This is a genomic window from Sphingomonas plantiphila, from assembly GCF_046000505.1.
Lineage (GTDB): Bacteria > Pseudomonadota > Alphaproteobacteria > Sphingomonadales > Sphingomonadaceae > Sphingomonas > Sphingomonas plantiphila.
The window spans coordinates 1,787,619-1,810,301 of the sequence record NZ_JBELQC010000001.1 but is presented as its reverse complement, the minus strand read 5'-3'; the positions used below and the strand labels follow the sequence as shown (position 1 = coordinate 1,810,301).

General features: G+C 67.1%; 22 protein-coding genes, 1 pseudogene and 1 riboswitch. Of the genes and pseudogenes, 10 read left to right on the top strand and 13 right to left on the bottom strand.

Features of this window, described 5'->3' with window-relative positions:
* Nucleotides 1-142 precede the first annotated feature (142 nt).
* Nucleotides 143-1,312: a saccharopine dehydrogenase family protein gene (locus tag ABS767_RS08620; protein ID WP_408077940.1), complete on the top strand. Its 1,170-nt coding sequence runs from the start codon at nt 143-145 to the stop codon at nt 1,310-1,312.
* On the opposite strand, the gene ABS767_RS08615 is transcribed toward ABS767_RS08620, so the two are convergent.
* Together ABS767_RS08615 and proS are read right to left on the bottom strand one after the other, a co-directional pair.
* Nucleotides 1,309-1,623: a hypothetical protein gene (locus ABS767_RS08615; RefSeq protein WP_408077939.1), complete on the bottom strand. Its 315-nt coding sequence runs from the start codon at nt 1,621-1,623 to the stop codon at nt 1,309-1,311. The two genes, ABS767_RS08620 and ABS767_RS08615, sit on opposite strands and share 4 nt — an antisense overlap.
* Before the next feature lie 30 nt (nt 1,624-1,653).
* Nucleotides 1,654-3,186, bottom strand: a complete 1,533-nt coding sequence (proS, locus tag ABS767_RS08610) for a proline--tRNA ligase (protein WP_408077938.1) — start codon at nt 3,184-3,186, stop codon at nt 1,654-1,656.
* Nucleotides 3,187-3,271: 85 nt separating this feature from the next.
* On the opposite strand from proS, the gene ABS767_RS08605 reads away from it, so the two are divergent.
* A complete protein-coding gene (locus ABS767_RS08605; RefSeq protein ID WP_408077937.1) occupies nt 3,272-4,255 on the top strand; it encodes a DMT family transporter in 984 nt (327 codons plus the stop codon).
* Nucleotides 4,256-4,516: 261 nt separating this feature from the next.
* Here ABS767_RS08605 and ABS767_RS08600 read toward each other — a convergent pair.
* The 9 genes and pseudogenes from ABS767_RS08600 to ABS767_RS08560 all read right to left on the bottom strand — a co-directional run.
* Nucleotides 4,517-4,768, bottom strand: a pseudogene (locus tag ABS767_RS08600) (TMEM175 family protein); the annotation flags it as partial.
* Nucleotides 4,765-5,394, bottom strand: a complete 630-nt coding sequence (locus tag ABS767_RS08595) for a DUF938 domain-containing protein (protein WP_408077936.1) — start codon at nt 5,392-5,394, stop codon at nt 4,765-4,767. The gene ABS767_RS08595 and the pseudogene ABS767_RS08600, both read right to left, overlap by 4 nt.
* Entirely contained in the window at nt 5,391-6,515 is a 1,125-nt protein-coding gene (locus ABS767_RS08590; RefSeq protein ID WP_408077935.1) for a serine hydrolase domain-containing protein, read from the bottom strand. The genes ABS767_RS08595 and ABS767_RS08590 overlap by 4 nt, the downstream gene beginning before the upstream one ends.
* Nucleotides 6,516-6,578: 63 nt before the next feature.
* Complete coding sequence (locus ABS767_RS08585) at nt 6,579-6,947, bottom strand: hypothetical protein (RefSeq protein ID WP_408077934.1); 369 nt, start codon at nt 6,945-6,947, stop codon at nt 6,579-6,581.
* A 76-nt stretch (nt 6,948-7,023) separates the two neighbouring features.
* Nucleotides 7,024-8,652: an aminomethyl-transferring glycine dehydrogenase subunit GcvPB gene (gene gcvPB / locus ABS767_RS08580; RefSeq protein WP_408077933.1), complete on the bottom strand. Its 1,629-nt coding sequence runs from the start codon at nt 8,650-8,652 to the stop codon at nt 7,024-7,026.
* Nucleotides 8,649-10,007 carry an aminomethyl-transferring glycine dehydrogenase subunit GcvPA gene (gene gcvPA / locus ABS767_RS08575; protein ID WP_408077932.1) on the bottom strand — a complete coding sequence of 453 codons (1,359 nt, stop codon included), beginning with the start codon at nt 10,005-10,007 and terminating at the stop codon, nt 8,649-8,651. Before gcvPA ends, gcvPB begins: the two co-directional genes overlap by 4 nt.
* A 149-nt stretch (nt 10,008-10,156) precedes the next feature.
* The gene (gcvH, locus tag ABS767_RS08570; protein ID WP_408077931.1) at nt 10,157-10,528 is read right to left on the bottom strand and encodes a glycine cleavage system protein GcvH; all 372 of its coding nucleotides are present in this window, start codon (nt 10,526-10,528) and stop codon (nt 10,157-10,159) included.
* Nucleotides 10,525-11,688, bottom strand: coding sequence for a glycine cleavage system aminomethyltransferase GcvT (gene gcvT, locus ABS767_RS08565; protein ID WP_408077930.1), 1,164 nt, complete (start codon nt 11,686-11,688; stop codon nt 10,525-10,527). The genes gcvH and gcvT overlap by 4 nt, the downstream gene beginning before the upstream one ends.
* Nucleotides 11,689-11,847: 159 nt before the next feature.
* Nucleotides 11,848-11,944, bottom strand: a riboswitch (glycine riboswitch).
* Between the two features lie 197 nt (nt 11,945-12,141).
* A complete protein-coding gene (locus tag ABS767_RS08560; protein ID WP_408077929.1) occupies nt 12,142-12,780 on the bottom strand; it encodes a hypothetical protein in 639 nt (212 codons plus the stop codon).
* 151 nt (nt 12,781-12,931) lie between these two features.
* Between ABS767_RS08560 and ispH the strand changes: the two genes are divergently transcribed.
* The 3 genes from ispH to rnhA all read left to right on the top strand — a co-directional run bounded on the left by ispH (nt 12,932) and on the right by rnhA (nt 15,375).
* Complete coding sequence (ispH, locus tag ABS767_RS08555) at nt 12,932-13,885, top strand: 4-hydroxy-3-methylbut-2-enyl diphosphate reductase (protein ID WP_408077928.1); 954 nt, start codon at nt 12,932-12,934, stop codon at nt 13,883-13,885.
* A gap of 96 nt (nt 13,886-13,981) precedes the next feature.
* The gene (thrB, locus tag ABS767_RS08550) at nt 13,982-14,935 is read left to right on the top strand and encodes a homoserine kinase (protein ID WP_408077927.1); all 954 of its coding nucleotides are present in this window, start codon (nt 13,982-13,984) and stop codon (nt 14,933-14,935) included.
* A complete protein-coding gene (gene rnhA / locus ABS767_RS08545; protein ID WP_408077926.1) occupies nt 14,932-15,375 on the top strand; it encodes a ribonuclease HI in 444 nt (147 codons plus the stop codon). The genes thrB and rnhA overlap by 4 nt, the downstream gene beginning before the upstream one ends.
* Nucleotides 15,376-15,406: 31 nt before the next feature.
* On the opposite strand, the gene ABS767_RS08540 is transcribed toward rnhA, so the two are convergent.
* Complete coding sequence (locus tag ABS767_RS08540; RefSeq protein WP_408077925.1) at nt 15,407-16,513, bottom strand: NAD(P)/FAD-dependent oxidoreductase; 1,107 nt, start codon at nt 16,511-16,513, stop codon at nt 15,407-15,409.
* Nucleotides 16,510-17,454, bottom strand: a complete 945-nt coding sequence (locus ABS767_RS08535) for an alpha/beta hydrolase (RefSeq protein WP_408077924.1) — start codon at nt 17,452-17,454, stop codon at nt 16,510-16,512. Before ABS767_RS08535 ends, ABS767_RS08540 begins: the two co-directional genes overlap by 4 nt.
* Before the next feature lie 50 nt (nt 17,455-17,504).
* Here ABS767_RS08535 and ABS767_RS08530 point away from each other — a divergent pair, with 50 nt between their 5' ends.
* Genes ABS767_RS08530 through ABS767_RS08510 form a run of 5 tightly spaced genes read left to right on the top strand, consistent with a single transcriptional unit; the run spans nt 17,505 to nt 22,643 of the window.
* Nucleotides 17,505-17,975 carry an A24 family peptidase gene (locus ABS767_RS08530; RefSeq protein WP_408077923.1) on the top strand — a complete coding sequence of 157 codons (471 nt, stop codon included), beginning with the start codon at nt 17,505-17,507 and terminating at the stop codon, nt 17,973-17,975.
* Nucleotides 17,976-18,026: 51 nt separating this feature from the next.
* On the top strand, nt 18,027-19,070 hold the full coding sequence (cpaB, locus tag ABS767_RS08525; protein WP_408077922.1) for a Flp pilus assembly protein CpaB: 1,044 nt from the start codon (nt 18,027-18,029) through the stop codon (nt 19,068-19,070).
* Between the two features lies 1 nt (nt 19,071).
* Nucleotides 19,072-20,706: a pilus assembly protein N-terminal domain-containing protein gene (locus ABS767_RS08520; protein WP_408077921.1), complete on the top strand. Its 1,635-nt coding sequence runs from the start codon at nt 19,072-19,074 to the stop codon at nt 20,704-20,706.
* 18 nt (nt 20,707-20,724) lie between these two features.
* The gene (locus ABS767_RS08515) at nt 20,725-21,363 is read left to right on the top strand and encodes a CpaD family pilus assembly protein (protein WP_408077920.1); all 639 of its coding nucleotides are present in this window, start codon (nt 20,725-20,727) and stop codon (nt 21,361-21,363) included.
* Complete coding sequence (locus ABS767_RS08510; protein WP_408077919.1) at nt 21,360-22,643, top strand: AAA family ATPase; 1,284 nt, start codon at nt 21,360-21,362, stop codon at nt 22,641-22,643. Before ABS767_RS08515 ends, ABS767_RS08510 begins: the two co-directional genes overlap by 4 nt.
* The last annotated feature ends 40 nt before the right edge of the window (nt 22,644-22,683 follow it).

The following is a 22,683-nucleotide window of genomic DNA, read 5'->3' as shown; positions in this document are numbered from 1 at the left end:
TGAGCTTTCGGTGGACAGCGTTGCCGATAGTCGGGGAGCGATGGCGCAGTTTCAAGGCCACCGGCTGCATCGCCGCACCCCGCGCCTGGCTTCCCAACAATTCGAAACCACGGTACGCTCGGCAAAAATCGGAGAGGATAGCATGACCCGCGAGTTCGACCTGATCGTCTACGGCGCCACCGGGTTCACCGGCCGCCTCGTCGCCGAATATCTGGCGCAGCGTTACGGCGACGGCAGCCTGAGCTGGGCGATGGCCGGTCGCTCGCTGACCAAATTGCAGGCGGTGCGGGACGAAATCGGCGCCGCCGCCGATACGCCCCTGCTCACCGCCAACGCCGACGATCCTGCCGCGCTGCGCGCACTCACCGCCCGCGCCAAGGTCGTCCTGACCACGGTCGGCCCCTACCAGATCCATGGCAACGACCTCGTCGCGGCCTGTGTCGAGACCGGCACGGGCTATGTCGATCTGTGCGGCGAACCCAACTGGATGCACGACGTCATCGCGCGGCATCAGGATGCGGCGAAGGCCAGCGGCGCGCGCATCGTGCTGTCGTGCGGGTTCGATTCGATCCCGTTCGATCTCGGCGTGTGGACCGTCGAGCAGGCGGCGATCGCCAAATGGGGGCGCCCGGCGCCGCGCGTGAAGGGGCGCGTGCGCAAGATGCAGGGCACCTTTTCGGGCGGAACCTTCGCCAGCGGCAAGGCGACCGCTGCCGCGGCGGCGAAAAACCCGGCGGTGTTCAAGATCCTGCTCGATCCCTTCGCGCTCACGCCGGGCTTCACCGGCCCCGACCAGCCCAAGGGCGTGATGCCCGAATATGACGAGGCGGTCGGGGGCTGGGTGGCGCCCTTCGTGATGGCGGTGATCAACACCAAGAATGTCCACCGCACCAATTTGCTTGCTGGCCACCCCTATGGCACCGACTTTCGCTACGACGAGATGATGGTCGCGCCCGGCCTTGGCGAAATGGGCAAGGCCGCGGCCGAGGCGATCGCGAAGATGAACCCGATGAATGCCGACAAAGGCCCGGCCCCCGGCGAAGGGCCGTCGAAGGAAGAGCGCGACTCCGGCTTCTATGAGATCGACTTCATCGCCGAGATGCCGACCGGTGAGACGCTGACCTGCACCGTCACCGGCGACCGCGATCCCGGCTATGGCTCGACCAGCAAGATGATCGCGGAGGCGGCCTTGTGCCTGATCCGCGATGTCGAGGGCGCGGGCGGCGTGTGGACCCCCGGCGCGCTGATGGCCGAACCGCTCAAGGCCAGGCTCGAGGCAAATGCCGGTCTGACCTTCGCGGTGACCGGCTAGCCGCGGTAGAAGAACAGCATCACCACCAGCGCGAGGACCACGGAAACCGCGATCGCGACCGGCACCATCTTGCGCCGCTGATGCACGATCACCGCATCGTGCGCGCGCAGGTCGAGCCAGTAATAACCCTGCGCCTCGCGCCGGATCACCCGCTGGGCGATCATCTTGTCGAACACCGGCTTCAATTCGGGCGACGGCGTATACAGGATCGTGTCGAGCGGGGTGATCGCATGTTGCGCGCAGAACGCAGCGACGATCTTGTGCCGCGCCCGTGCCGTTCGCGTGATCGGTACCGATTGAACGACCGCCATTCCCAACCTCCCGGGCGGACTTTCCGCCGATCAATAGGCGCGCGCGACCAAGATCCGCTCGACCGCAGGCTTGCCGGTAAAGACGCATGCCCCGTCCGCCGGTGCAGCGTCGAGGGGCACGTTGCGGAAGGTCAGCTTGAGCGCCTTGATCCGCTCGACCACCGCGTCCAGCTCGGCGCCTTCCGGCCTGGCCCACTGCACCTCGACCCAGCCGGGATATTTGCCCGACCCTTCGAAATGCGCCTTGAGCGCGTCGAAGCTTTCGACCCCGCGCACGATATTGGCATCCATCCGCGCGCGCGCATCGGCGTGCAGCCCGGCCTGGATCTCCTCCAGCATTGCTGCCGCACCAGCCGCGAAGTCCCCCTTAGCAACCACAACGCTGTCGAGCTTGCCGTCTTCGCGATACAGCCGGTCGCGGCGGATCACCGAGACGTTGCCGCCCGCCATGTCGCGCCCGCCGACCTCGATCACGATCGGCGCGCCCTTCTTGACCCAGCCCCAGCGCTTGGTCGCCGCCTTCGCCGGACGCGCGTCTAGCAGTGCGCGCACCGGTTCGCCGAACGCCGACAGCTTCGCCAGCTGCTGCTGCAGGTCCTTGCAATAGTCGAGCAGCGCCGCGTCCTCGTCGGTATCGCGCAGCATCGGCACGATCACGACCTGCCACGGCGCGATCCGCGGCGGCACGCGCAGGCCGTCATCGTCTCCATGGACCATGATCAGCCCGCCGATCATCCGCGTCGACATGCCCCAGCTGGTCGTCTGCGCCAGTTCCTGCTGCCCTTCGGCATTCTGGAACTTGATGTTCTGCGCCGAGCTGAAGGTGGTGCCGAGGAAGTGCGAGGTGCCGGCCTGAAGCGCCTTGCCGTCCTGCATCATCGCCTCGATGCTGTAGGTCGCGACTGCGCCCGGGAAGCGCTCGTTCTCGGGCTTCTCGCCCGCGATCACCGGCATCGCGACGCATTCCTCGGCGAAGCTACGATAGACTTCGAGCATCTTCATCGTCTCGTCGCGCGCTTCGTCGACGGTAGCGTGCGCGGTATGCCCTTCCTGCCACAGGAATTCGGCGGTGCGCAGGAACATGCGCGTGCGCATTTCCCAGCGCACGACATTGGCCCATTGGTTGATCAGCACGGGCAGGTCGCGCCAGCTCTGCACCCAGCGGCTGAACGCCGCGCCGATCACCGTCTCCGACGTGGGGCGCACGACCAGCGGCTCCTCCAGCTTCGCCTCGGGATCGGGGATCATCTTGCCGTCCTTCTGGATCAGCCGGTGATGTGTGACGACCGCCATCTCCTTGGCGAAGCCGTCGACATGCTCGGCCTCTTTCTCGAAATAGCTGAGCGGGATGAACAGCGGGAAATAGCAATTGTCGTGGCCGGTCGCCTTGATGCGATCGTCGAGCAGGCGCTGGATCCGCTCCCAGATGCCATAGCCCCATGGCCGGATGACCATGCACCCGCGTACGCCGCTTTCCTCGGCCATGTCGGCTTCGGTGATGACGGCCTGGTACCAGGCGGCGAAGTCCGCTTCGCGGGTGACGTTGAGTGCGCGTTTGATCATGCCGACGCGATTAGCGCGGGAAATCCGGCCCGTCACGCCTCTTCACGGCTTGCCCTGCACGGCGCGCGTCCCTACCCGTTCGCACGTGCACAACGATCGCATCCTGACGGGCCTGGGCCTGCGCCTCGTTGCCATCGTCATGCTTTCGACGATGGGCGCGCTGATCAAGCTGGTGGAGGTGCGCGGCGCCCATCTCGGCGAAATCCTGCTGTTCCGACAGCTGTTCGCGATCCCCTTCATTCTCGCCTGGGTTGCCGCCGGGCCCGGCTTCGCGTCGCTGCGCACGCAGCGGTTCAAGCTGCACCTCAACCGCACGATGATCGGCCTGACCGGGATGGTGTTCAATTTCGGCGCGGTAATGCTGCTTCCGCTGGCCGAGGCGACGACCCTGTCGTTCACCGCGCCGATCTTCGCCACGCTGCTCGGCGCGCTGATCCTGCGCGAGGCGACCGGGTGGCGCCGCTGGAGCGCGGTGCTTGCCGGTTTCGCCGGCGTGCTGATCGTCACCCAGCCGGGCGACGGGCGTATCCCGCTTACCGGCGCGCTGGTCGGCCTCACCGCGGCGTTCTTCGTCGCGCTGATCGCGATCCAGCTGCGCCATATGAGCCGGACCGAGCAACCGGCGACGACCGTCTTCTGGTTTTCGACCCTGTCGATCCCGCCGCTCGCGATCGCCTATCCGTTCTTCGCGCAGGGGCACGACATGGCGACGTTCGCGATGCTGATCGGCATCGGGCTGGTCGGCGGCGCGGGCCAGCTCGCGCTCACCGCCGCGCTGCGCTTCGCTCCTGTCTCGGCGGTGGTGCCGATGGACTATTCCAGCCTGTTATGGGCCACGCTCTACGGCTATTTCCTGTTCGGCGTGCTGCCCGGCCCCTGGACCTGGCTCGGCGCGCCGATCATCGTCGCCAGCGGCCTCTACATCGCCTGGCGCGAGCAGCGGCTTGGCCTTGCCCGGCGCACCACTCCAGTTGAAGCGCCAGGAGAAGATCCCAATGCTGATGGGGAGCGTGGCGTAGAGAAACGGAGCGATCGGCGCGAAACCGGGGACCATCGCCAACACCGTTGAGGCGAACCCGGTCGCGGCAAGGATCGACCAGATCCCGACCTGACCCCGCCCCTCACGCGCCTCGTCCGGTGACAGATCGGGCTTGCGGCGCACATCGTTGTACAAGGCCGCGGTGATCGCGGACATGGCGGTGAAGCCGAGCCCATAGACGGTGAACAACCGGCTGAGGCTTCCGCGATAGCCCGCAAAATCCCCCGCCAGAAACGCCGCAAACGACGCCGCCATCGCGCGTAGCGGCACGACATAGATCAGTACGGTGAAGACGAGCAGCAGCGTCAGCAGCAACGACCGCGCGTCGCCCGTCCCGCGCAGCCGACGCCAGCGGACATGCGACCACCAGAACATCGCCATGATCGCAAAGCCGATCACGAAACTCGGGATCGCGGCGACGGCGGTCTCGAGCGTTCCGCCATCCCCCGCCGCGCCGCCGCCGCCCACCACCATCAGCGTCACCGCAAATGCGAACGCTGCGTCGGTGAAATTGTCGGTCCGGGTGGTCTCGCGTTCGGTCATTTCCGGTACACCAGCATGAGGTTGTTGGCGGGCATCTCGATCAGGGCAGCGAACCGAAGACCACGCTGCTCCGCCGCGTCGGTGACTTGGGCGACGTCGCGCAGGCCCCAGCGCGGGTCGCGCTCGCGGAGCGAATGGTCGAACGCTTCGTTGGACGGCGCGGTCGCCACATCGGCGCGGCGGTAGGGGCCATAGAGGATCAGCGGTCCATCGGGCGGCAACAGCCGCATCGCGCCGTGGAGCAGCCCCAGCGTCGCCTCCCACGGGCTGATGTGCACCATGTTGATGCACAGCAGCGCGTCGGCGGCGTCGATCGGCCAGACCGGCGCTGCCGCGTCGAGGTCGAACGGCGGCTCGACATTGGGGAGCCCGGCGGACCAGGCGGCGATCGAGGCGCGTCCCGCCGCGTCGGGATCGCTCGGCTGCCAGGTCAGGTCGGGAAAGGCTGCGGCGAAATAGGCGGCATGTTCGCCGCTGCCGCTCGCCACCTCGAGCACCAGGCCGCGATCGGGCAACAGCGTGCGCAATTCCGCGACGATCGCGTCGCGGTTGCGCAGCGTCGCGGGCGCGTGCTTGCGTTCCGCCCCGGTGTCCTCCGCGACGATCCAGGGAGTCGAATCGCTCACTGCGCGAACAGTTCGAGGAATTTGAGCGCCAGCGGGCTTTTCTCCACCTCGGCGACGTACAGCCGATTGCCCCAGTTCAGGCCGTCGGTATTGCCCTGCAGCACCAGGGTCAGCTTCTTGTCGGGCACCTTGAGCAGCAGCCCGGCATAGGCATCGGGCCACCACCCTCCGTGCCAGACGAGCCGCTGCCCGCGCCAGCGCTGGGTCCACCAGCCATAGGCGTAGCCAGCCTCCGTGCCATCGGGATTGACCGCAGGGGTCCACATCGCGGTGAGCAGGCGACGCGGCAGGATCCGCTCCTGGTCGAGCGCGATCGAGTAGAGCGCAAGGCTGCGCGCACTCGCAATGATCCCGCTCGACGCATTCATCTCGGGATTGGGCAGGGGCGAGGGCTCGAGCTGATCCTCGTCCACCTCGGGCGGGACATGCTTGAACGGCGGCGCGAGGTTGACGAGCGCCAGCCCGCCCTGCGTATCCCGCCACCCCGCGGCGACGTCCTTCAGCCCGGCCTTGTCGATGACGTAGCGGCGCACCCAATAGTCGAACGGCTTGCCGGTCTGTTCCTCGACCCAGTTGGCGAGGCGGCCATAGACGATCGGGTTGTAGAGGAAGTTGGTGCCCGGCGTCCCAAGCACGCGCATCTGCAGCACGTTGCGCAGCGTCAGCTTCGCCGAACAGTCGATCTTGGGCGGCACATAGCCATCTTCCAGCTTTACCCCGCCGCCGAACACGATGCCGCTGCTCGACAGCCAGTTGCATCGCCCCTTCCAGTCGGACAGCTTGGTAAAGTCATCGTCGAGATCGATGATCCCGTCGGCATCCATCGCAATCAGCGTCGCTGCCGAGAAGGTCTTGGTGATCGACGCGACCAGATAGGTGGTGTCGGCGGTCGTCTTCTCTTCCGCGTCGTGATCCTGCCAACCGATCCCTTCTGCGGCGATGATCCGATCGCCCTTGGCAATCGCCCAGGAGAAGCTGAGCACGCGGTGCTCGGCACGATACGCCTTGGCGAAGTCGCGAAAGGCTTCGATCCGGGCAGCATCGGTGGTCGGCGCGGCTTGCGCGCGCGACTGAGCGGGCCACAGCGCCCCGGCGGCAAGCAGTATCAGCACCCGAATCATCGATGAGCCCCCCTCTTTCCGAAAGGCTAACCGATCGACCGTGCTGCCATCAAATCGATCGGATCACTTGGGCCTGCAGGCCGACCGATCACCCGACTTGCACCGCGCCACGCGCGCTTCCCAATCGGCCCGCACGCGTGCCGCTTCGGCATCGCGCCGGGCGACGTCGGCGCGCCATGCGGCCATCTTCGCCTCATAGTCGGCCTTTTGCCGGGCGATGTAGAGGTCGTAATCGGCCTGACGATCGAGGTTGGTCTTCGCCACGCGATCGGCTTCGTCCTGATCGCGCCGACGCTGTGCCTCGTACATGCGTTGCGCCTCGGCCCGGTCGGCCTCGGCTTCCGCGGCGGGGATGCGCGGGTCATAGGTCTGCGCCGCCAGCGGCGTGGCGGTCAGCGCGATCAGCATCGCGGCAAAGGTCGTTCGGCTCATGCGCATCCCCCGTCTTGCGGCGCCAGCGCGCCGGGTCGAGCAGGCCTAACCCGAAACGACCTGTGCGAATACTGACTTATTCAGCTGCTTGCGCCTGAGCCGGTTCCTTCCACACCAGCACCGGCTTGCGCGCGGCCTGGGTCTCGTCGAGCCGCCGCCGCGGCGCGAAGTGCGGTGCGGACTTGAGCGCCGCATCGCCGGCCTTGGCGCGCTCGGCCACCGCGCGGAATGCGCCGATGAACTGGTCCAGCGTCGCCTTGCTCTCGGTCTCGGTCGGCTCGACCAGCATCGCGCCGTGCACGACCAGGGGGAAATACACCGTCATCGGATGGAAGCCCTCGTCGATCAGCCCCTTGGCGATGTCGAGCGTCGAGAAGCCCTCGGCGAGCCCGCGGTCGCTGAAGATCGCCTCATGCATGCACGGCCCGCTCTTCGCGAACGGCGCGTCGAGCACGCCTTCCAGCGCGCGCAGCACGTAATTGGCGTTGAGCACGGCATCCTCGGCCACCTGCTTCAACCCGTCGGCGCCATGCGACAGGATGTAGGTGAGCGCGCGCGTGAACATGCCCATCTGGCCGTGGAACGAGACCATGCGGCCGAAGCTCTCGCCATGATGCTCGTCCGCCGTCTCTTCCTCGATCAGCGCGAGGCGGTCGCCCTGTTTCTCGACGAACGGCAGCGGCGCGAACGGCGCCAGCGCTTCCGACAGCACCACCGGCCCCGAGCCCGGCCCGCCGCCGCCATGCGGGGTGGAAAAGGTCTTGTGGAGGTTGATGTGCATCGCATCGACGCCGAGGTCGCCGGGGCGCACCTTGCCGACGATCGCGTTGAAATTGGCGCCGTCGCAATAGACGTATCCGCCCGCCGCGTGCACCGCGTCGCTGATCGTCTTGAGGTCGCGCTCGAACAGCCCGCAGGTGTTGGGGTTGGTGATCATCACCCCCGCCACGTCCGGCCCCAGCCGCGCCGTGAGCGCGTCGACATCGACGCGCCCGTCCGGGGTCGCGGGAATGTCCTCGACGGTAAAGCCCGCGAATGCGGCAGTCGCCGGATTGGTGCCGTGCGCGCTTTCGGGGACCAGCACCACGCGGCGATCTTCGCCCCGTGCTTCCAGCGCCGCCTTGATCGCGAGGATACCGCACAGCTCGCCATGCGCGCCCGCCTTTGGCGACATCGCCACCGCCTTCATGCCGGTGAGCGTGACCAGCCAGTGCGCCAGCTGGTCGATCACCTCCAGCGCGCCCTGCACCGTGTCGACCGGCTGGAGCGGATGGATATCGGCAAAGCCGGGCAGCCGCGCCATGCGCTCGTTGAGCCGCGGATTATGCTTCATCGTGCAGCTCCCCAGCGGGAAGAAGCCGAGGTCGATGCCGTAATTCTGGCGGCTGAGGCGCGTATAGTGACGCACCGCCTCGGGCTCGCTCAGGCCCGGCAGGCCGATGTCGCGGTGGCGTTCCAAACCAGCCAACCTGTTCCCCTGCGAAAGTAGGGGTCCAGAGCCAAACGCGGTGTCTTCGCCACTCTGGGCTCCTGCCTTCGCAGGAGCACAGGGCTCGAAATCGACCCCGGTGGTATCGAGCGCGCCGATCTCGAAGATCAGCGCCTCTTCCAGCATCAACGCGCGGTTGCCGGTGAAGGTGGCCCCCGCGCCGCCCTCGACCGCGTTCATCTCCGGACGCCAGCCCGACTGGTTGATCGTGCTCATGCCAGTACCTCCTCAAGCGCGGCGGCAAGGGTCTCGACATCCTCCGCGGTGGTGGTTTCGGTAACCGCGACGACCAGTCCGTTGGCCAGCGCGTCCGCGCCCGGATAGAGCCGCCCCAGCGACACGCCGGCGAGAATGCCCTTGTCGGCGAGTTCGCGCACGACCGGGCGTGCTTCCTTGGGCAGCTTCAGCGTGAACTCGTTGAAGAAGGTGGGCGTCACCAGCTCGACCCCCGGCACCTTGGCGAGACGATCCGCCGCCGTGCTTGCCCCGGCATGGTTGATCGCAGCGAGCTGGCGCAGCCCCTTCTCGCCCAGCAGCGTCATGTGGATCGACCACGCCAGCGCGCACAGCACGGACGAGGTGCAGATGTTCGACGTCGCCTTCTCGCGCCGGATATGCTGCTCGCGCGTCGACAGCGTCAGCACGAAGCCGCGCTTGCCCTCGGCGTCCACCGTCTCGCCGCACAGGCGGCCGGGCATCTGGCGGACATATTTGTCCTTGCACCCGAACAGGCCGACATAGGGCCCGCCGAACTGCAGCCCGACACCGATCGACTGGCCTTCGCCGACGACGATGTCGGCGCCCATCTCGCCCGGCGACTTGATCGCCCCCAGCGCCACCGGCTCGGTCACCACCGCGACCAGCAGCGCCTTCTTCGCCTGGCACGCCGCCGCGAGGTCGGACAGGTCGCCAATGCGGCCGAGAATGTCGGGATACTGGACGACGACGCACGAGGTGTCGTCGTCGATGAGATCGAGCAGCTTCGCCGTATCGGGCTCGGCGGTCAGTTCGGGCGTGGCGGTGACCAGCGTGTCGCCGGTGTACTTCGCCATCGTCTTCGCGACCGACACATAATGTGGGTGCAGCCCGCCCGACAGCACCGCCTTGGCGCGCTTGGTGATGCGCCGTGCCATGCCGATCGCCTCCCAGCACGCAGTCGATCCGTCATACATCGACGCGTTGGCGACATCGGTGCCGAGCAGGCGCGCGACCTGCGTCTGGAACTCGAACATCACCTGCAGCGTGCCCTGCGCGATCTCCGGCTGGTACGGCGTATAGGCGGTCAGGAACTCACCGCGCTGGATAATGTGATCGACGCTCGCCGGCACATGATGGCGATAGGCGCCGCAGCCGAGGAAGAAGGGCGCCTCCCCCGCCGACAGGTTCTTGCTCGCCAGCCTCGACATATGCCGCTCGACCGCCAGCTCGCTGGCGTGCATCGGCAGCCCGGCGACCGGGCCGGACAGCCGCGCGCTTTCGGGCACGTCCGCGAACAGGTCATCGATCGTCGCGGCATCGACCGCGGCGAGCATCGCCTGCCGGTCGGACGGGGTAAGGGGAAGGTAGCGCAATTCACTTCTCCGGCCATTGGCCAAAAAACAAACTCGTCACCCCGGCCCTGTGCCGGGGTCCACTGTGACGCAGGGGCGAAGCTTGCGCCTCCCGAACTGCGCTTATCTCCCGGTGGACCCCGGCACAGGGCCGGGGCGACCACCAGGACTCAAAGCTTGCTGACGAAGTCCGCGTAGGCGCTCTCGTTCATCAGCCCGTCGAGTTCGCTGGTGTCGCTCAGCGTCATCTTGAAGAACCAGCCTTCGCCCTCGGGGTCCTCGTTGACCAGCGCGGGGCTTTCCTCCAGCGCGGGGTTGCCCTCGACCACCGTGCCGCTGACCGGCGCATAGACGTCGCTCGCCGCCTTGACGCTCTCGACCACCGCGGCGTCGTCGCCCTTGCCGACCGACTTGCCCTCTTCGGGCACTTCGACGAACACGATGTCGCCCAGCTGGCTCTGCGCATAATCGGTGATGCCGACGGTCGCGGTGTCGCCGTCGACGTCGATCCACTCATGGTCTTCGGTGAAGTAACGGCTCATTTCGATGCTCCTGCACGAACGTAACGATGGGGGACGAAGGGCATGGCGACCACTTCGCCATGATGAATCTTGCCGCGCTGGCTCAGCGTCACGCGCGTGCCGATTTCGGCCATCGCGGTCGGAACATAGGCCATCGCGATCGGCTTCTGCACGGTCGGGGCGAAGCCGCCGCTGGTGACGCGGCCGACTTCGTTGCCGGCATCGTCCAGCACCAGCGCACCCTCGCGCACCGGCTGGCGCCCCTCGACGATCAGGCCGACGCGGCGCTGAATCGGGCCGTTCTCGCGCTCGTGCAGGATCCGCTCGGCCCCGGGGAAATTGGCTTCCTCGCGCCGCCGCTTGCTCGCGACCGCAAAGTTGAGCGCCGCCATGATCGGCGTCGTCTCGGGGTCGAGGTCGTGGCCGTAGAGGGGCAGGTCGGCCTCGAGCCGCAGCGAATCGCGCGCGCCAAGGCCGATCGGCTTCACTTCGGGTTCGCCGCACAGCAGGTCGGCGACTTTCGCGGCGTCCTCCGCAGGGATCGAGATTTCGAACCCGTCCTCGCCTGAATAGCCCGAGCGGCTGATATAGGCTGGGACACCGGCGATCTCGAACTTGCCGCCTTTCATGAACACCAGCGCATCGAGCGGGTATTCGCCCGTCGCATGGCGGTTCAGAGCGTCAAACGCCTTGGGACCCTGCAGCGCCATCAGCGCATGCTCGTCCATGTGGTTGATCTCGATTGAGTCGGGCAGATGCTCGCGCAGATGGGCGATGTCGTCCCATTTGCACGCGCCGTTGACGACCATGTAGATGCCACCCGGCCAGCGGCTGAACATCAGGTCGTCGAGAATGCCGCCATTTTCGGCGAGCAGCAGCGAGTATTTCTGCTGCCCTACCGCGACGCCCGCCACATCCGCCGGGATCAGCTTCTCCAGCTCGGCGTCGAGGCCTTCGCCCGACAAAAACAGCTGGCCCATGTGGCTGACATCGAACAGCCCCGCCGATTCGCGCACCCATTGGTGCTCGGCCATGATGCCTTCATACTGGACCGGCATCTCATAGCCCGCGAACGGCACCATCCGCCCGCCGCGCGCGCGATGCCAGGCGTCGAGCGGGAGCAGCATCAGCTCTTCGATGAACTCGGGCTCTCCCGCTACGGTATCAGGGGTATCGGTCACGCGCGTGCTCCAGAATTGACGACGGAATTCCGCACAACGCGGCCATTCATCCGTCGCCCCCTCTGTCACGGGAACCTGAGAGCTTTGATCCCGGAGCGTGTCCGGGACTTACCCCTTCGGTGGCTCACCCCTGACGAGGCAAGCGCTTTCCAGAGTGTCGTGGCCCGCGCGGTCCCTGGTGCCTGAGAGATTCCGGGGCGGTTGCTCCTTCGGCGTTCCGGGTCCGGAGACCCGCAAACTCTCCCGCGCGTGCCTTCACCGGTCGCCCGATGCCGACGCAGCCGGAATGCTGCGCCGCACAGGCGGAGTCAATCGGGAAGTTGGCGTTTGTCTGGTTTCCGGCACCGGCCCGCTCCCCCACCCGGCCACCCATCGGCAGGATATTCTGAAATGGGTGGCCGGGTGGGGGAGCGGGCCGGTGCCGCGCGCGCCGCGCGAGCGGGGCCCGACAAATCAGCGTGTCGCGTTATATTTGAGCTGAGTGTCGGTCAGCTGGAAGCCGACCAGCGCCTCGAACGTGGCGCGCAGCACGGCCTGACGGATTTCGGGGCGGGCCAGGGGGTCCATCGCCGCCGTTTCGTCGCCCGCCTTGCGCTTCGCCAGAATCTGGCGGCGAATATCCTCGGGCAGCGTCGCCGCCGCGCGCGAAACATAGCTGGTCGCGGTGCCACGCGTCTGCGCGCGCAGCTGGCCCGGCTCGAACCGCAGCGTCACCTGCGCGACCCGCTTGGAAACGACCGAGCTGCCCCCCTGCACCACCGTCACGAAATACGGCAGCGTCACTTCGCGCGCACCCTCGGTCGAACGACGGCCGCCCAGCACCTCGAACGCGATGTCGGTGCGGATCATCTCACCCGAATCGTCGCAGGTCGACGTGACGTTGGTCAGCGTCGCGGTGACGTCGATCGCGCTCGCGGCAGTGCTGTCCGCCGGGTTGAACAGGGTGATGTCGCCCGTCCCCGCCGGGACGCCGACGCGCGGGCACGCCGAGCGGACTGCGGTAATGCCCCCCTCGGCAATGTCGCCCGACCGGGCGCAGGCACCCAGCGCCAGCGGAATCGAAGCGGCGATAGCGAGGTTACGGAGTTTCAACTGGGGCACCTTTCCCGAACAAGAACGCCGCGCCCGCGCCATTATCTGGCGGACCGGGCCCGGCGGCGGCACCATAGGCAGCGCCGGTGCATCCCGCAACGGGGCAAGCCGCGCCTTTCACACCGCCGCAGGATCGCGTAAGGCGACCGCGATGACCGCGACCGAAAAGCCCGTTCTCGACCTCCTCATCGCCGCGCCGCGCGGCTTCTGCGCGGGGGTGGACCGCGCGATCCAGATCGTCGAGCGTGCGATCGAACTGCACGGCGCGCCGGTCTATGTCCGGCATGAGATCGTGCACAACAAATATGTCGTCGACACGCTGAAGGCCAAAGGCGCGATCTTCGTCGACGAACTCGACCAGGTACCCGACGGCGTCCATGTCGTCTTCTCGGCGCACGGCGTACCGAAATCGGTCCCGACGGAAGCGCAGAATCGCGGCCTTTCCTATCTCGACGCGACCTGCCCGCTGGTATCGAAGGTGCACCGACAGGCCGAGCGGCTGGTGGCGGCAGGCCGCCACATCCTGTTCATCGGCCATGCGGGACACCCGGAGGTGATCGGCACCTTCGGGCAGGTGCCCGACGGCGCGATGACGCTGATCGAGACCGAGGCGGACGCCGAGACCGTCGCGCCGGCCGATCCCGACAATCTTGCCTTCTTGACCCAGACCACGCTGTCGGTGGACGATACGGCGGCAATCCTGGCAATCCTGCAGCAGCGCTTTCCGGGCATCGTCGCGCCCAAGGCCGACGACATCTGCTACGCCACCTCGAACCGCCAGGCTGCGGTCCGCGCGATCGCCGGTTCTTGCGACTTGGTCCTCGTCATCGGCGCGCCCAATTCGTCCAATTCGCTGCGGCTCGCCGAAGTGGCCGAGCGCGAGGGGACGACCGCAAAGCTGATCCAACGCGCCGACGATCTCGATTTCGATTGGCTATGGGGTGTCGGCACGCTCGGCATCACCGCAGGCGCTTCGGCACCGGAAGTGCTGGTGCGCGAGGTAATAGACCGGATCGCAACGCGCTACGACGTGGCCGAGCGACTGGTCGAGACGGCGCAGGAAACGATCGCGTTCAAACTGCCCAAGGGGCTTGAGGCGGCGTAATCCCCATCCGCCCGCCCCGAGCTTGTCGAAGGGCAGTCTTTTCTCCTACCGGCGTGCTTCAGCGCTTCGACAGGCTCAGCACAGACGGAGGAATCGGTGGCAGTCTATACGCAAGTCCCGGCCGAATCGCTCGCGGCCTTCCTTGCGCGTTACGATGTCGGCGAACTCGTTTCGGCAAAGGGCATCGCCGAGGGGGTGGAGAACAGCAACTATCTGGTCGACACGACCCGCGGCCGGTTCATCCTGACCCTGTATGAAAAGCGGGTCGATGCGGGCGACCTCCCCTATTTCATGAGCCTGCTCGCCCATCTCGATGCCAAGGGTTTGCCGGTGCCGCCCGCGATACCGGATCGCGCGGGCGTGGCCATTCAGGAGCTGGAGGGGCGGCCGGCATGCCTGATCAAGTTCCTGTCCGGCGTATCGCTGTCGCACCCGACACCCGGACAGGCGGAAGCGGCGGCGCGCGCGATGGCCGACATGCATCTCGCCGTTGCCGATTTTGGGGAGGACCGCCCCAATTCGATGGGGATCGAGAGCTGGCGTCCGCTGTTCGAACGGTGTGGCGCCAGTCTCGATGACATTGCCCCCGGGCTGGACGCCGAGTTGGGCGCGGCGCTCGATCGGGTGCTAGCGGCGTGGCCGCGCGACGGCTTCGACCGCTGCGCCATCCATGCCGATCTGTTTCCGGACAATGTCCTGATGCTGGGCGAACAGGTGACCGGCCTGATCGACTTCTATTTCGCGAGCACCGATATCCGGATCTACGATCTGGCGATCATGCACAGCGCATGGAGCTTCGGCGCGACAGGTGCCGAATATCACCACGAGATCGGCGACGCGTTGCTGCGCGGCTATGAATCGCGCTTTCCGCTCAGCGATGCCGAACGCGCGGCCTTCCCGTTGCTGGCTAGCGGCGCCTGTATCCGGTTCGCCCTCTCGCGCGCGTTCGACTGGATCAACACCCCCGCCGATGCACTCGTCACGCGCAAGGATCCGCTCGCCTATGTCCGCCGCCTCCGTCACTACGAAGCCATGAGCCATTCCGCATGACCACCGAACTCCCCCTGGTCGAAATCGCCACCGACGGCGCGTGCAAGGGCAATCCCGGGCGCGGCGGATGGGGCGTCCTGTTGCGCGCGGGTGCGACCGAGAAGGAATTGTCGGGCGGCGAAGCACACACGACCAACAATCGCATGGAATTGATGGCGGCGATCCAGGGCCTTAAGGCGCTCAACAAGCCGTGCCGGGTCAAGCTGTCGACCGACAGCCGCTATGTGATGGATGGGCTGACCAAGTGGATCAAGGGCTGGCAGCGCAACGGCTGGCGTACTGCGGACAAGAAGCCGGTGAAGAATTCCGACCTGTGGATCGAGTTGCTCGACGCGGCCAAGCCGCACCGCATCGAATGGCAGTGGGTAAAGGGGCATGCTGGCCACCCGGACAATGAGCGGGCGGATCAACTCGCGAGCGACGCGGCGCTGAAGGCTTAGGTTCGCCGCTTCCGCGATTGCCCCTTGCCCGTCAGCTGCGAAGACGGCGGATCGAATAACGCTCCGGGTCGAGATGCGCGGCGATCGGATCGACCGGCGTATCAAGCAGCATCGCCGCCGCCAGCTTCGACGCGGCGGGCGCGGTCTGGATACCGAAACCGCCCTGTCCGGCGCACCAGAACAGGCTGGGGACGGCGGGGTCGAACCCATAGACGGGCTTGCGATCGGGGGCGAAGGTGCGCAACCCCGCCCAGCGCCGCTCGACCGCCTCGACCCGCCAGTCGACCGCGCTGGCAAGCTTGTCGATCGCGATGGCGACATCGATTTCCTCCGGCGCGGCATCGCACGGATCGGTCGGGATCTCGTCATGCGGCGACAGCCAGATGCGTCCGCCGGATTCGGGCTTGAAGTAGAAGCGCTCGTGCGCGTCGCGGACCAGCGGCAGCGTCCCGGGGGCAGGCGGGTCGACGCGCAGTTGCACCATTGTGCGCCGCAGCGGCGCGATTCCGGTCGGGCGCGCTTCCGCCATCCGCCCAAGGGCTTCGGCCCACGCACCCGCGGCGTTGACCAGCACATCGGCTGCGAAAGCGCCCGCTCGGGTGGCGATCGTCCAATGCCCATCGCGAGACAGGCCGGTCACTGCCGCATTGCACACCAGTTCGGCACCCGCCTGCCGCGCCACGGCCAGATAGGCGCCGTGCAGCCGCGCGACGTCGATATCGCTGCACGTCACGTCGTAGAGCGCTTCGGTCCATTCGGGGCGGATGCCGGGGCAATAGGTCGCCGGATCGACCTCATCCAGCACCACCCCCGCCTCCGCGAATTTCGCGACGAACCCGTCGAGGACATGGCGGTCGGCCCGGGTCGCGATGAACAGTTCGCCGCGCGGCGCCAGGAAGCTCTCACCGCCCATTGCCGCCGGCGGATTGTGCAGAAAATCACCCGATGCGGTCACCAGCGGCTGAATGTCGGGACCGCCATAGGTCTCGGACCAGAAGGCGGCCGATCGACCCGTGGCGTGATACCCGGGCTGCGACTCGCCCTCCAGGATCAGCACCCGCGCATGCTGGGCGATCTCTGCCGCGAGGCTCGCGCCCGCGATGCCCGCGCCGACGATCGCGACGTCGTACCGGGTCATCCGCGTCGCGCCCGCGCCTCAAGGAACAGGTCGATTTCCCCGAGAGCGCGATTGCGCACCTTGTCGCCCTCGCGCAGGATCTCGTGCGCGCTCTCCTTCCCGAACCGCACGATGCGCGCATCGGGGAGCTTGCCGACTGTGGCGATCGCCGCCTTGGCATCGACCAGCCCGTCGGCTTCGGCGATCAGCGCGAGTACCGGCACGCTCATCTGGCGGAGTGCCGGGCTGGCACGCAGTTCGCGGGTCGATCGAAATGCCTCGATCAGCCATTTCCAGCTGGGCGGGCCGGTGACGTTCCCCGGATTCTGCGCCTGCCACCACAATTCGTCTTGGTACCGATCCGCGTCATGGGTCAGCAGCGATTCGCGGGTGTCGGTCGTGTAGGGTTTCTCGTTCGCCTTCCATGCCGGTCGCGAACTATCGCCAACGCCGCCCAGGATGCGCGCGAGCCGCTCGCCCAGAGCCGCGCCCATCGGCGATTTCAGCCCCAGCATCGGCGCGATCAGCACCGCGGCATCGGGCCGCGTGGCACCCTCGACCAACCCGCGCAGCACCAGATGGCCGCCCATCGAATGGCCCATGATGATATGCGGCCCCGGCGTCGCCGCCTGCCACTCGCCCGCAAAGTCGCGGAAATCGGCGATATAGCGCGCGAAATCGTCGATATGCCCGCAATTGCCGGCATCGGTCATTCGACCCGATCCGCCCTGCCCGCGCCAGTCGAACGAGGTAATCGTCCAGCCGCGCGCCTGCCAGTGCGCGAATGCCTCGAGATATTTCTCGAACACATCCCCGCGCCCGCCCTGGAACAGGATCGACCCGCGCGGCGTGCCGCTGGCAGGCCAGGCGAAGCACCGCAGCGACCAGCCGTCGCGGGTGGTCCAGCGGGTCACCTGGGCGCCAGCGGGGATGGCGCGGCGATCGAATGGGGAAGCTGTCATGCGCGCTGGTTACGGTTTGGAAAGCCCTCGCGTCTAGGGATTAGGTTGCGATGGGGGAATTTGCGCCTGCACTTCTGCTGGGCCTGCTGGTCCTGATCCTGGTTTCGGCCGGGATCGAGGACGCGCGCATCCGCGAGATTTCGAACCGGAAGAACGCCGCGATCGCGCTGCTGGCACTGCCCTGGTGGTTCGCGATGGGGCTGTCGCCCTGGCCGGACATGGCGGTTCAGGCGGCAATGGCCGCCGGGGCGTTCGCGCTGTTCGCGCTCGCGTTCCAGTTCGGGATGATGGGCGGGGGCGACGTCAAGATGATCGCGGCGATCGCGCTGTGGTTTCCCTTCACGCAATTCGTGAACCTGCTGGTCATCATGTCGCTGGCGGGCGGCGCGATCACGCTGCTGATGCTGATCGACAAATGGGCGCGGCGCCGCAGCGAGCCGCCCGAGATTCCCTATGGCATCGCGATCGCCATCGCCGCGCTTCTCACGCTGCGCGAACCGATTCTTAACCCCTTAGCGTAGATGCTTAACGCCGGCTCAACCCGGTCCGAGATAGAAAAGGCCTGAGACGTCATGGATGGACGGAAGATCATTCTGCTGGTCGGCGCGCTGATCGTTGCCGCGATCACCGCGTTCATGGCGCGCAGCCTGATGAGCGGATCGGGCGCGCCCGTTGCGGGCGCCGTCCCGGTCGCCGGTCAGCCGGCCCCGATCGATGGCGTCGAAGTGCTGGTTGCCACGCGTGCGCTGCCGGTCGGGACGATCCTCGGCCCCGATTCGATGAAGTTCGTCGCCTGGCCCAAGGATCTGGTCGAAGGCGCGTATTTCAAGAAGGAAGATACCGATCTGGCGAAGCTCCCCGGCACGGTGGTCCGCTTTGCGATTCCCGCCGGGCAGCCGCTGACGCAGGGCGCACTGGTCAAGCCGGGCGACCGCGGGTTCCTCGCGGCTGCACTGGGACCTGGCATGCGTGCCGTGACCGTGCCGGTGTCGGCGCAGGCGGCCGTTGCGGGCTTCGTCTTCCCGGGAGATCGCGTCGACCTGATCCTCACCCAGGCGGTGCCGGGCGGCGGCGATGGCCCACCGCTCAAGGCATCGGAGACGGTGCTGCGCAACCTGCGCGTACTCGCCACCGACCAGCGCACCGACAAGCAGCAGGACGAACAAGGCAATACCGTCGTCGCGACCTATTCGACCGTGACGGTCGAAGCGACGCCGCGCATCGCCGAAAAGATCGCGGTCGCGCAGACGCTGGGCTCGCTCTCGCTCTCGCTGCGCTCGATCGCCGACAATGCCGGTGAACTCGAGGAGGCGATCGCATCCGGAGAGGTATCGCTGCCGGACGGCGACGATCCCAAGGCGGAGAAGGCGATGCTCGCACGCGTCGCGGCGCGCCCTGTCGAAGGTCGCAGTACGTTTTCGACCGGTGCCGATGTCTCCCGGTTCCAGCGCAGCACCGTGCCGGGCAAGGCGCGCGACAACAATGGCGGCATGACCGGCGCACCTGCGTCGGCTGCGGGGGGATATCCGGGCGCAGCGCCCGTGGGCGTGGGCCCGATCGTCAAGGTTTCACGGGGCAACGCGGTCACCGTTGTTCCGGTTGGGGGGAAAGACTGAGATGCGCTTGAGGGGTAACAAGCTGGTCGCGCCGCTGGCGGCGGTCGCGGTGCTGGCAGCGCCAGTCGCGGCGCCGATGTCGGCAACGGCGCAGACCGTCCACGCCAGCCCGCGCGACATGGTGCAGATCGCGACCGGCCGGGGGCGGCTGGTGACGCTCAACGCACCGATGTCGGACATTTTCGTTGCCGACAGCAACGTCGCCGACGTCCAGGTCCGCTCGCCCACCCAGCTCTGGGTGTTCGGCAAGGCGGCAGGCGAGACCACGGTCTATGCGACGACCAAGGCGGGCAAGGTCATCTATTCGACCACGGTGCGGGTCGGAAACAATTTCGACAGCGTCCAGGGGATGCTCGAAACCGCGATGCCCGAATCGGACATCACGGCGACGACGATGAACGGCTTCGTGCTGCTCACCGGCACGGTCGCCGCGCCGCAGGACGCTGCTGAGGCGGAGCGACTGGCCCAGGCATTTGTCGGCGATCAGACCAAGGTGCTGTCGCGCCTGAAGACTGCCACGCCGCTTCAGGTGAACCTGCAGGTCCGCATTTCCGAGGTGAGCCGGAGCTTTGCCAAGAACATCGGCAGCAACTTCACCACGATCGACGGGTCCGGCGGATTCAAGTTCGGCATCGGCAGCGGTCGTGCGCCGGCGAGCACCTGGACCACCGACCCCAATCTGCCGCTCGGCGTCGGCCAGAATGTGACCGGCTATACGGTCGATCCGATCACCGGCGCGGTCGTCCAGCGCCCTGGAACATCGATCACGCCGGGCGCCCAGCGCACCACGATCGGTGGCCTGGGCCGCCTGTTCGGCCTCGACATCCTCGGCGCGCTCGACCTTGGCGAAACCAACGGCCAGGTCTCGACCCTCGCCAACCCGAACCTGACCGCGCTGTCGGGCGAAACGGGCTCGTTCCTCGCCGGCGGCGAGATCCCGATCCCGGTGAGCCAGGGGCTGGGCGCGGTGTCGGTCGAGTACAAGCAATATGGCGTCAGCCTTGCCTATACGCCGACCGTACTGGCGGACGGCCGCATCTCGCTTCGCGTGCGTCCCGAAGTATCGCAGCTGTCGGCGGCCGGCTCGGTCACGATCGGTGGCGTGCAAATCCCCGCGCTGACCACCCGCCGCGCGGAAACGACGGTCGAACTGGGATCGGGCCAGAGCCTGATGATCGCCGGCCTGCTCCAGAATTCGCACGACAATCTGATCGATCAGACCCCGGGCCTGGGTAACCTGCCGGTACTCGGCGCGCTGTTCCGATCGAACGGGTTCAAGCGCAACGAGACCGAGCTGGTGATCGTGATCACGCCCTATCTGGTCAGGCCGGTCGACGGGAACCAGATCGCGTTGCCGACCGACGGCTACCGCGCGCCCGACGATGCCGAGCGCGTGCTGCTGGGACGGCTTGGCGGTTCTAGCAAGGATGGCAGACGCCCCACGCCGCAAATGGCGCCGCCAGTGGGTGCCGAGCCGTCGCTCGGCGCAGCGAGCCCGGTCGAGCCGGGTCCGCCGCCTCAGCGCGCACCGGTCCAGCCGCTCGCCACCCCCGCCCAGCAACCGGCGGCAAAGGGTGAGTCGAAGGACAAGCGCAAGCGGGGTGCAGCCCCCGCACCAGGCTTTGGTTTCAACTGATCGCGGCGAGGAACGACGATGTCGAAGCGTAACACGATCCTCTTTTTGAGTGCCGCGGCCGGCCTGTTGTCGGCGTGCGGCACGGGCAGCACACCCGGCCTCGAATCCGCCAACCAGCCGGTCGTCGCCCGGACCGACTATGTGTTCGATGCGGCGACCGACGGCAGCTATCTGGCGGCGGGCGAACAGGCGCGGGTCGCCGGATGGCTGGCGTCGCTGCGGCTCGGCTATGGCGACCGCGTCTATGTCGATGATCCCGGCGGCACCGGCGCCGCGCGCCAGGTCGCGAGCGAGGCTGCGCGCTATGGCGTGTTGCTGTCAGGGCCCGCCCCGGTCACCGCCGGCGCGGTCCAGCCGGGCATGGTGCGCGTGATCGTCAGCCGGATGCGGGCGAGCGTGCCGGGTTGCCCCGACACACGCGACACCGGCGAAGGCAATTTCGGTGGCAAGACCAGTTCGGGCTATGGCTGCGCGATCAACGGCAACCTCGCCTCGATGGTTGCGCGCCCGGAAGATCTCGTGCGCGGCGAACCCGGATCGCCGACCGCCGACCCGGCGCAGATCACCAAATCGATCAAGGCGCTGCGCGAGGCGGCGCCGACCGGGACCGGCGGCACTACCGTCAAGTCCGAAGGTACCGGCGGAGGCGGCCAGTGAACGCACCCTTCAATCCCCAGCGCGCGGCGCACCGCGAGCCGTTTGTGGCCTTTGTGTGCGACGAATCGACGGCCGAAGCGCTCCGCCCGATCGCGATCGAACAGGGCTGGAACCCCGACAAGGTTCACAAGGGCGGCCTTCGCAACGCCGTCCAGACGCTGTCGGTCTCGGCCAGCCCGAACATCCTGTTCGTCGACCTGTCGGAATCGGGCGATCCCCTCAACGACATCAACGCACTGGCCGAAGTTTGCGAGCCCGGTACCGTCGTGATCGCGTCGGGCCAGGTCAACGACGTGCGGCTGTACCGCGATCTCGTCGCATCGGGTATCCAGGATTATCTGCTCAAGCCGCTCAACCCCGACGTGATGCGCGAAACCTTCGTGCATGCCCAGGCGATGCTCGCGGCCCCGAAGCATACCGAGGCTTCGTCGGATCGCCCGCATTGCGCGGTCGCAGTGATCGGGACGCGCGGCGGGGTCGGTGCGTCCACGCTCGCCACCTCGCTCGCCTGGCTGATGAGCGAGAAGAGCGACCGTTCGACCGCCCTGCTCGACCTCGACGTACATTTCGGAACGGGTGCGCTGGCACTCGATCTCGAGCCCGGTCGCGGCCTCACCGACGCGATCGAAAATCCGAGCCGCATCGACGGGTTGTTCATCGAACGCGCGATGGTGAAGGCGTCGGACAAGCTTGCCGTGCTGTCCGCCGAAGCGCCGATCAACTCGCCGGTGATGACCGACGGCGCGGCCTTCTTCCAGCTTCAGGAAGAAATCCGCAGCGCGTTCGAATGCACGGTGGTCGATCTGCCGCGCGCAATGCTCGTCAATTATCCCCATCTGATTTCGGACGTTCAGGTGGCGATCCTGGTGACCGAACTGACCCTCGCCGCTGCGCGCGATTCGATCCGGATCATCAGCTGGTTCAAGTCCAATGCGCCGCACACGCAGCTGGTGGTCGTCGCCAACCGCGTTCCCGCATCGGGCCAGCTCGAGATCAACCGGAAGGACTTCGAAGGGTCGATCGAACGCAAGCTCGACTATCTGATCCCGCTCGAAACCAAGGTCGCGGTCCAGGCCGCGAAGCTCGGCAAACCGCTCGCCGAGGCTGGCAAGGGCACGAAATCGCTCGCGCCACTCGCCGAGATTGCGGCGCGCGTCGTCGCGATCACCGACGCGGGTGAGGTCGTCGCGACCGACAAGGGCAAGAAATCCGCGCGCAAGGACGGGTCGCTGCTCGGCAAGCTGACCGGTTCGATCAAGCTGGCGAAGAAGAAGGCGTAAGCGGGCCGGCCGTACCGGGTCCGCAAAGGGAGGCGTAGCG